General features: G+C 37.6%; 7 protein-coding genes. 6 read left to right on the top strand and 1 reads right to left on the bottom strand.

Annotated elements, in window-relative coordinates; all coding sequences use genetic code 11:
- Positions 1-205: 205 nt before the first annotated feature.
- From HNQ43_RS06260 to HNQ43_RS06250, 3 genes are all read left to right on the top strand, one after another.
- Positions 206-1408, top strand: a complete 1203-nt coding sequence (locus HNQ43_RS06260) for a M16 family metallopeptidase (RefSeq protein WP_183375881.1) — start codon at positions 206-208, stop codon at positions 1406-1408.
- Positions 1395-2654, top strand: coding sequence for a M16 family metallopeptidase (locus HNQ43_RS06255; protein WP_183375879.1), 1260 nt, complete (start codon positions 1395-1397; stop codon positions 2652-2654). Before HNQ43_RS06260 ends, HNQ43_RS06255 begins: the two co-directional genes overlap by 14 nt.
- A 183-nt stretch (positions 2655-2837) precedes the next feature.
- A complete protein-coding gene (locus HNQ43_RS06250; RefSeq protein ID WP_183375877.1) occupies positions 2838-3152 on the top strand; it encodes a single-stranded DNA-binding protein in 315 nt (104 codons plus the stop codon).
- Positions 3153-3178: 26 nt separating this feature from the next.
- Here the strand turns inward: HNQ43_RS06250 and rpsD are convergent, their stop codons facing one another.
- Entirely contained in the window at positions 3179-3787 is a 609-nt protein-coding gene (rpsD, locus tag HNQ43_RS06245; protein ID WP_183375875.1) for a 30S ribosomal protein S4, read from the bottom strand.
- A 272-nt stretch (positions 3788-4059) separates the two neighbouring features.
- Between rpsD and HNQ43_RS06240 the strand changes: the two genes are divergently transcribed.
- From HNQ43_RS06240 to thiI, 3 genes are read left to right on the top strand one after another with little or no spacing between them, the layout of a single operon-like run.
- Entirely contained in the window at positions 4060-5835 is a 1776-nt protein-coding gene (locus tag HNQ43_RS06240) for a septation ring formation regulator EzrA (protein ID WP_183375865.1), read from the top strand.
- 2 nt (positions 5836-5837) lie between these two features.
- Positions 5838-6968, top strand: a complete 1131-nt coding sequence (locus HNQ43_RS06235; protein WP_183375863.1) for a cysteine desulfurase family protein — start codon at positions 5838-5840, stop codon at positions 6966-6968.
- Positions 6952-8145, top strand: a complete 1194-nt coding sequence (gene thiI / locus HNQ43_RS06230; protein WP_183375861.1) for a tRNA uracil 4-sulfurtransferase ThiI — start codon at positions 6952-6954, stop codon at positions 8143-8145. Before HNQ43_RS06235 ends, thiI begins: the two co-directional genes overlap by 17 nt.
- The last annotated feature ends 347 nt before the right edge of the window (positions 8146-8492 follow it).

Genomic DNA, 8492 nt, shown 5'->3' with positions numbered 1-8492 from the left:
ATACCTCGCTTTCTGATAGAATCGAACGTACCCATTCTATCAAGAGCGATGAGATTTTCGAGACCCCCACTTAAATTTAAAGCGATACAAGAAAAGCACCCCAACCAATTTAAAGGCTAGGGTGTACCCCAACATAATTTAATATATCAGAATTTATTGAAGAAGGACTTGTTCCTTCTTTTTTTTATGTTAAAATACCAACCATATGAAATATATTCAAACACAAAAGTTTCTTAATAATTCTATTTCGGTTCGAACTGTTCTTCCTTTTGATATCAAGAGGGTGACTCTGTTGAATCTTTTGGTCTTGATGATGCAAATGAAAACTGAAAAGTACCCGACAAAGAGTCAAATCGCAATTCGTCTGGGACAGTCTTATTCTTTTCGGTATTCCGTGCATTTGAGCGGCATAGGGAATCAGATTCTTTTAGATCAAAGATTTCAGTATATACAAAACGGCGTTTTACCTAAAGATTTTGATTCCCAAAATTGGATTGATATCATTGATGAATTTCTTTATCATACTTTGATCGATCAAAATAGTTTTGATGAAGCGAAGTTTCTTCTTCGGGAACGTCTTTCTCAACTGGAGGATGATCCTGAAACTTATGCGATGAACTTATGTCTGTCATTGTTGAGCCCTACGCACACGGTCTCACATTCTCTTTACGGTTCTCTAGATGATTTGGATCAGATTTGTTTTGAGGATTGTGTAAGTCTTCTTCAACAGATTCAACAAAAGCCGAAGAAGGTATTTATTTGTGGACATGCAGATTCTAAAGTGTTTGCCTACTTTTCAAGAATCAATCAATTATCTAACATTTCTCGAATTTCTAATCTTTATAAAGAATCTTCAAAAAAAGTAACACGAGTCTTCAAATCTAGATCGCAGTCGATTCTTTGTTTAGCATATTCTACAAATATTGATATTGATTCTGATGATCATATGGCTGAAGTTCTAGCTGTTTTTGTTCTTGGACAATGCACAAACAATCTTTTATTTCGAACCATTCGCGAACAATATAGTCTTTGTTATTCTATCTATGCTTCGTTGATTCATTTTGACGGAATCATGACAATTCAAGTCGGAACATCGCGAGAACATATTGACCGAGTATTAGAACTGATTGATGAACAAATAGAATTGTTAAGGAATGCTTGTTTTTCTGCCGATCTTTTAGAATGTGCCAAAAAAGAATGGGTCGATTCGATACGCATTCAAAAAGATGATCCCTTCGGATTGATCAATCAAGCTTTTCGAGAAGAGTTCTTGAAAGATTCTTTGTCTGATTCTCAGAAGATTGCTATGATCAATAAGGTTTCTATAGATCAAATTTCTCTTGCAGCTTCTAAGTTCAGGCAGTGTTCTGTTGCAATCGTGGAGGGAACTTCAAATGAAGAATCTTGATATTAAATTTTTTGAGTATCAATGCGAAAACGGCCTGCGTGTTGCTTTGGTTCATAAGCCGGATTTTTCTCGTTCTTTTTTCTTGTGCGGAGTAAAATGTGGGGGAATCGATCGCAGGCAACGGGTTGGCAGTAAAGAGATTTTTTATCCGTCTGGTTGTGCGCATTTTTTAGAACATGTTATGTTTCACTATCGTGGAGGAGATGTGTCGGATCAATTTGCACAATTATCGTGTCAAGTTAATGCGTTTACAAGTCCTTATGAGACAGCGTATTATTTTTCGACAACCGAAGATCCTAAAGAACCGTTGGAACTTTTATTGCGCTTTGTACAAAATTTAGAGCTGACAGATGACGTTGTTGAAAAAGAAAAGGGCATTATACTCAGTGAATGGGATATGGTCCATCAAAATCCCGATTCTTGTTTTTTGATGTCTGTATGGAACGCTTTATACAATAAACATCCGATGAAAGAGGATGTAATTGGAAAAAAAGCGGATATTCTTTCGATGAATAAAGAGACTTTGCAATCATTTTATTTGAATCATTACACTCCGCAAAATATGGCTTTGATCGGTGTTTCTTCGCAAGATCCGCAAACTTTATTTGATCAGATTAAAGAGATCGAGGGTTCTTTGCAATCCAACATTTTGGGAAAAAATCGTCTTTGTCTTTTGAAAGAAGATTTGAATGTGGCATCTCCTTCTTTTGTTAAGACGATGGATATCAGTAACCAGTATGTGGGTTTAGCGATAAAATTAGAACCTGTGAAAGACCCACGAATCCGGTTTCTATTAGAGACACAGATTCAACTGACGTTTGATGCCTTTTTTTCAACCTTTTCAGCTGAGTTTCAGACTTGGATCGATCAACGTATCTTGAGTTTGGATTGTGGAGCGGAAGCCGATATCATGCCAGATCATGCTCATCTGCTGTTTTATGCACAGACACCATTGCCAAATCAATTTTATAAAATCGTTGAGCATGTATTGTGGCAGATGCAAAATCAAAAAATTCCGGATGCTGTATTCACGGCTTTACAAAATCGATTGTATGCGCAGCAGATTCGTCTATTTGATCGATTTGAAGAGCTCGCGATTGAAATTTTCCAATCCATGGCTCAGGGCATATCTTTAAAGGAGCAGTTAGATTGGATTGCTTCCTTAGATGCGAACTCTACTTTTGAAGCAGTCTCTAATTTGGATCTATCTCATCAAAGCCAAATACTTATAAAAGGTCTCGATTAGACTTATATCCTCTAAAAAGAGGATTTTTTTAATGTTTAGATCAATTTTCTTATGTAAAAGTCCCATCAATATACTTGTTTAGAGCCTTTAGATCGTTTGTTTGAATTTTTAAACCTATTTACAATGAGTACGAAGGCAGGTGATAGATATGGGTAGATTCCCATACCGGATAGGGAGGTAATCATGAATGTATTTTGTATTGTAGGTCAAATCAAAGAAATGCCTCGATTGCGAGAAATTCCTTCTGGTGAGAAAGTATGCAATGTATGGGTCAATGTAGAAAGGCCTTATGCAAATGCAAAAGGAGTTTATGAGATGGATACATTTCAAATTGAAGTCTGGAGAGGGTTGGCAGAAACTTTATGTAATGCGACAAAAGAAGGGTCTTGGATCAGCGTTAAGGGCAGAATCGCAAGTCGACCTTTTCATAAAGAGGATAAAGTATATTACAATACAGTATTTGTGGCTGAACATATTGGGTTTATCCGCAATGCATAAAAAAATTCCCAAATCGGGAATTTTTTTTAACGATTGTAGAACTCAACAACCAACAGTTCATTGATTGGTTGAGAAGTAAATAATTCATTACGTTCAGGATAACGAGTGTAAGTTCCTTTTTTTGCTTCCTTATCTACTTCAACATAATCAACAGTAGCTGTGTTCGCTTCCAAAGCTTCCTTGATGCAAGCCATGTTTTTTGCTCTTTCGCGAACTTCGATAACTTGTCCAGGCTTAACTTGATAGCTTGGAATATCTACTTTTTTACCATCGACAAAGATATGTCCGTGGTTTACCAACTGACGGCTTCCACGACGAGTGCGAGCAAATCCCATGCGATAAACAAGGTTATCTAGTCTGGATTCCAACATGATCAAGAAGTTTTCACCAGATGCACCAGCCTTTTTGCTGGCTTTCTTGTAAGTGTTGTAGAATTGTTTTTCACTTAATTGATAAGTGTGGCGAATACGCTGTTTTTCCTGCAGCTGCAAACCATAGTTCGTTAATTTAACACGACGTCCTTTGCCGTGCTGACCTGGAGCATAAGGACGACGATTCAGTTCTTCGCCTGTTTCCAGAACAGAGAATCCTAAACGACGAGACTTTTTCCAGATACTTCCTGTGTTTCTAGACATAATTTCCTCCTATTGTTTTATCTTCATAAAACAATAGCAGTACAAATCTCTGATGGACGTGTTGTGAACGATCTTTTCCGCTATCAGCTAGTAGCTTACTCGCATCACCCTACTAGGCTCCAACGCGTAATCATCAGCTTTGTATGCTGCTATCAATTTATGCTTAAAAATAATATCAAAACAAGTTAATTAAATCAAGAAAAATTCAATTCTTAATGCATATAAATTAAAGTTTTGCTATAATATGAGAGATTTACTGGGGAGGTACAAATATGGATGCAGTAATGAATGTTTTAAATTCGATGCTTTCATTTATTAATTCACATATTTCAACGACTGTAATGATATATATGGCGGTTGCCATCTTACTTTTGATTTTGATTTGGATCCTAACACGCATGATTCGCCGTCGTAAGGCGGACAAACGTCTATCTGAATTGGAAGTTGAAGTAAATGAGATTCGAAACAATTCATTGGCATTTAAATTCAATAAAGCCAGCGCGTTCGCACGCGTCAATGATGATGTTATGGAACGCGTAAAAAACTTAACTTCAAAATATAATACATGTCAGCAAAGCGTAGCCACGATTGAAGATCTATTTACAGATGCAGATAATCTCCTTGATTCTCGCCGTACCAAGAAGGCGATGCGAAAAATGGATGAAATTGAATCTTTGCTCGATGATACAAAAGAACGTATTCGAATTGTGAATCAAAGCTTGGACCACATTCTTCAAAAAGAAAGTGAGATCCGTGAAATGGCCAGTGCGGTCAAAGAGCGTTTCCGCAGCATAAAAACGGTTTATCAGGATAATCGAAGCAGTTTCTACGCTGCCAGTGCGATCATTGATGCTCGTATGGAAGAGATCGAAAACCAGTTTACAAACTTTGAAGAATGGATGTATGCTTCTGAGTTTAACAAAGCGCAAGATGAAAGTGATAAAATCCGTAAACAAGTTGAAACTCTCAGTTCGGTTGTTGCGGCTTATCCAGGCTTGTATGAAAAAGCAAAAACAATTATTCCGCGTGCTATCGAAGAAGTATCAACAAATATCGATGATACGCAAAAAGCAGGTATTGATCTTGCCTTCTTAGAACCACAAGACCGATTGAATCAATTTAATGAAAAAATTGAAGAAGCTATCATTCATCTGGATCAAGGCGAGATCTCACAGGCTGATGAAATTCTGAATTCTATTACAGATTCTATTCTGGTTTTACAAGATGATATCAATCAGGAAAAGAGTGCTTTTGAAGAAATTCATGGCGATCTAAGCGCCAAGCTTTCTATTCTTGACCAGATTGAAGAAGAATTATTGGAGATCAAAAGCCTTTATGCTAATATAAAAGATCGTTTTGGTCTAGAGGATTGGACACAACATTTTCGGTTAGCCGATGAACAATGTGCTCGCTTAAAAGAAAAACGAGAACTGGTTTTAAAACAGCTGGACACCGATGATAGACCAAGCACTGAATTGGTTCACAACTATAGAGATTTTGTAACGGAATCTGATGAGTTTGAAAAACAGATCCAGACTATGAAACGTATGTTGGTAGGGGCAAGCAGCGATGAAAGCCGAGCTAAAAAGCAGCTGATCAAATTACAGTTGATTTTGAATGAAGTTCGTTTAAACGCCGCTATGCGCCAGCTGCCGAGTATTTCGAGTCAATTTGATGAAGATATCAAGGAAGGAGAACGCTTGATCCAACGTGTTCGTGTCGTTTTGGACCATAGCCCTTTAGATGTTCAAACTTTAAATGCGGATTTACAAGATGCGATTGATTTTATTTACAAACTTTACAACAACGCAAATAATCTCACGGGCGTTGCTGTCATGGTCGAAAATGCAATTGTTTTCGGAAATCGTTTCCGCAGTTCACACCCGGTAATGGACACCGAGCTTACAAAAGCTGAATTGTATTATCAAAACGGTGAATATACAAAGGCTTTAAAAGTTGCGATTCAAGCTATTGAGAACATGCATCCTGGAATCTACGAAAAGCTTGTTTCTCGTAAAGATCCGGCAGTTATGAATCAGGTGCAATAATCATGATTTATTTTGATAATTCCTCGACAACCTCTGTACGTACAGAGGTTTGTCGTGTTTATGAACAACTTTTAAAGTCTGCTTTTGCGAATCCAGACGCAATGCACCGGCCGGGTCGAGATGTGCATGCGAAGATGGAAACTTCCCGAAAAAAGATTGCTCAGATGCTGAACCGCATACCGGATGAGATTTTATTTACTTCAAGTGCAAGTGAATCCAATTCTCTTGCGATCTTAGGCTATTGTCTGGCATACAGAAATCGAGGAAATCATATTTTAACGACCAACGTTGAACATGCGAGTGTGGATCATTCTTTCTCTTGGCTGGAATCTATGGGATTTGAAGTACAGAGAATGCCTGTGAACGAACAGGGGATATTGACTCCGGATGTCTTAAATAAGTATATACGTAAGGACACTATTTTAGTCTCGTGCATGCATGTCAATAACGAAATGGGAGCTATCAATCCTATATCGCAGCTTGCGGAAATCGTTCACCAAAACCCAACATGTGTTTTTCATGCAGATTGTGTTCAAAGTTTTACTAAAATTGATATTCCATGGAATCAATTAGATCTTGCGACTGTTTCTATGCACAAGATCCATGGTTTAAAAGGAAGTGCTTTACTGATCAAAAATCATGATCTTAAATTGACGCCTTTGATTCAAGGCGGCCAACAAGAGCAGGGGCTTCGAGGAGGCACAAGCAATGCGCCGAGCAATATCGTTGCTGCCAAAACGATTCGTCTCGCTTTAGAAGAAAAGGAAGAGAGTTATGATCGAGTATCCAAACTAAATTTCTTCTTGCGTTCTGAATTGATGAATATTCCTGGAGTGCATATTAATTCCCCCGAAACGGCAATACCCTATATTTTAAATATTTCTTTTGATCAAATAACCAGTGAAGTTATGTTAAACGCTTTAGATCAAAGAGATATCTGTGTTAGTGCCAAAAGCACATGTTCCTCTCGTTCAGCGAATGAGAGTTCTACGTTGATTCATATGGGATTATCAGAAAAGCGGGCAACTCATATGATTCGTCTTTCTTTCGATGGAAACAATTCGTTGGAAGAAGGTAAACGTTTTATCAAAATTTGTAAGGAGATATTAAATACCTATGGATTATCGCTATGATCATATTTTAATTCGTTATGGAGAACTTTCTTTAAAAGGAAAAAACCGTAATGTTTTTATTCGTCAGTTAAAAGAGAATATCAAAAAAGCTTTAAAGTCTTTTTCGACTTTAGAGATTGAATCTCAACATGATCGTATGTATATCTATTTGAAGGAAGAAGATCCAAACGAGGTAGCAAATGTTTTGTCTCGTGTGTTTGGGATTTCTTCTTTTAGTTTTGCAATTAAAGTGGATAGTGATATAGATGCGATCGTAGATGCTTGTTTACAGACTTTGGATTTTTCCAACGCTAAGACATTTAAAGTTGCGGCTAGAAGATCCGATAAGAATTTTCCTGTTATTTCGGATCAAATCAATCGAATCGTGGCTGGAGCCATTCTGAAAAACAGCGCCTGGAAAGTCGATGTACACCATCCTGATTATAAGATCGTGATTGAAGTACATCGTGATTCGACATATATTATGACGGATCGCATGGCTGGGGCCGGAGGATATCCGGTGGGCGTCGGCGGAAAAGCAATGGTTTTACTTTCGGGAGGTATTGATTCTCCGGTTGCCGCTTATTTAATGATGAAGCGAGGGGTTCGAATCGAATGTATCCATTTTGCGAGCCCTCCTTATACAAGCGAAAATGCTCAGCAGAAGGTTTTAGATCTTGCTTCCATCGTATCGGCATACCAAGGGGATCTGTTAGTGCATATAGTACCTTTTACTAATTTGCAACTTGCGATTTATCAGCATGCGGATGAAAGCTATGCAATCACTTTGATGCGAAGAATGATGATGCGGATTGCGGAAGGACTGGCTCAAAAGCGAAAGGCATTGGTATTGGCAACCGGTGAAAGTGTAGGGCAGGTGGCCAGCCAAACCTTGGAAAGTATGGTTGCCATCAATTCTGTTGTCAATATACCGATGATTCGTCCGTTGGTTTGTATGGATAAAGTTGAAATTATTGAATTGTCGAAAAAAATCGGTACTTATGAAACTAGTATCCTTCCTTATGAGGATTGCTGTACCATTTTCACTCCAAAGAATCCTGTTACAAAGCCAAGAGTTGACCGATGTGTCAAATATGAAGAATCTTTTGATTTTGAATCCTTGGTTCAAGAATGTATCCAATCAGCTGAATCGATCTGGATCCATCCACAACAAAAGGAAGACCAAGACTTATATTAATTGATGCTGTGTCCACAGCATCATCTTTTTAATATGACGAGATGAATCTCATTGATCTGTTACTTTATCAAACAGTAGTTTATGTGGATAACAATGTTGATCGTATTTTTAGTTTACGGTATGTAATCTTTTGCTTGCTTTCCAAAAGAAGTAAGTTCTCTTTTTTGTCATTGCTGTTGCGTGCGTTTTATTATGATTGCGCTTGGCAGGACTGGAGGAGTGGATTGGATTATATTATGCCCATATGCTATGAATCTTTTCGACTTGTTTAATTCTTTTAAATTTGATTTCGGTTTTCAAAATGAAATCATTTGTAAAAAGATAATTATGAAGGTTCTTTTTTCTGA

This window comes from Faecalicoccus acidiformans (assembly GCF_014202635.1).
Taxonomy (GTDB): domain Bacteria; phylum Bacillota_I; class Bacilli_A; order Erysipelotrichales; family Erysipelotrichaceae; genus Faecalicoccus; species Faecalicoccus acidiformans.
This window is presented reverse-complemented; position numbering and strand designations above follow the sequence as displayed.

What these genes read in the sequence shown, in the direction of transcription:
- HNQ43_RS06250 (WP_183375877.1), top strand. Translation starts at nt 2,838, where the DNA reads ATGAATGTATTTTGTATTGTAGGTCAAATCAAAGAAATGCCTCGATTG.
- HNQ43_RS06235 (WP_183375863.1), top strand. Translation starts at nt 5,838, where the DNA reads ATGATTTATTTTGATAATTCCTCGACAACCTCTGTACGTACAGAGGTT.
- HNQ43_RS06260 (WP_183375881.1), top strand. Translation starts at nt 206, where the DNA reads ATGAAATATATTCAAACACAAAAGTTTCTTAATAATTCTATTTCGGTT.
- HNQ43_RS06240 (WP_183375865.1), top strand. Translation starts at nt 4,060, where the DNA reads ATGGATGCAGTAATGAATGTTTTAAATTCGATGCTTTCATTTATTAAT.
- HNQ43_RS06255 (WP_183375879.1), top strand. Translation starts at nt 1,395, where the DNA reads ATGAAGAATCTTGATATTAAATTTTTTGAGTATCAATGCGAAAACGGC.
- rpsD (WP_183375875.1), bottom strand. Translation starts at nt 3,787, where the DNA reads ATGTCTAGAAACACAGGAAGTATCTGGAAAAAGTCTCGTCGTTTAGGA.
- thiI (WP_183375861.1), top strand. Translation starts at nt 6,952, where the DNA reads ATGGATTATCGCTATGATCATATTTTAATTCGTTATGGAGAACTTTCT.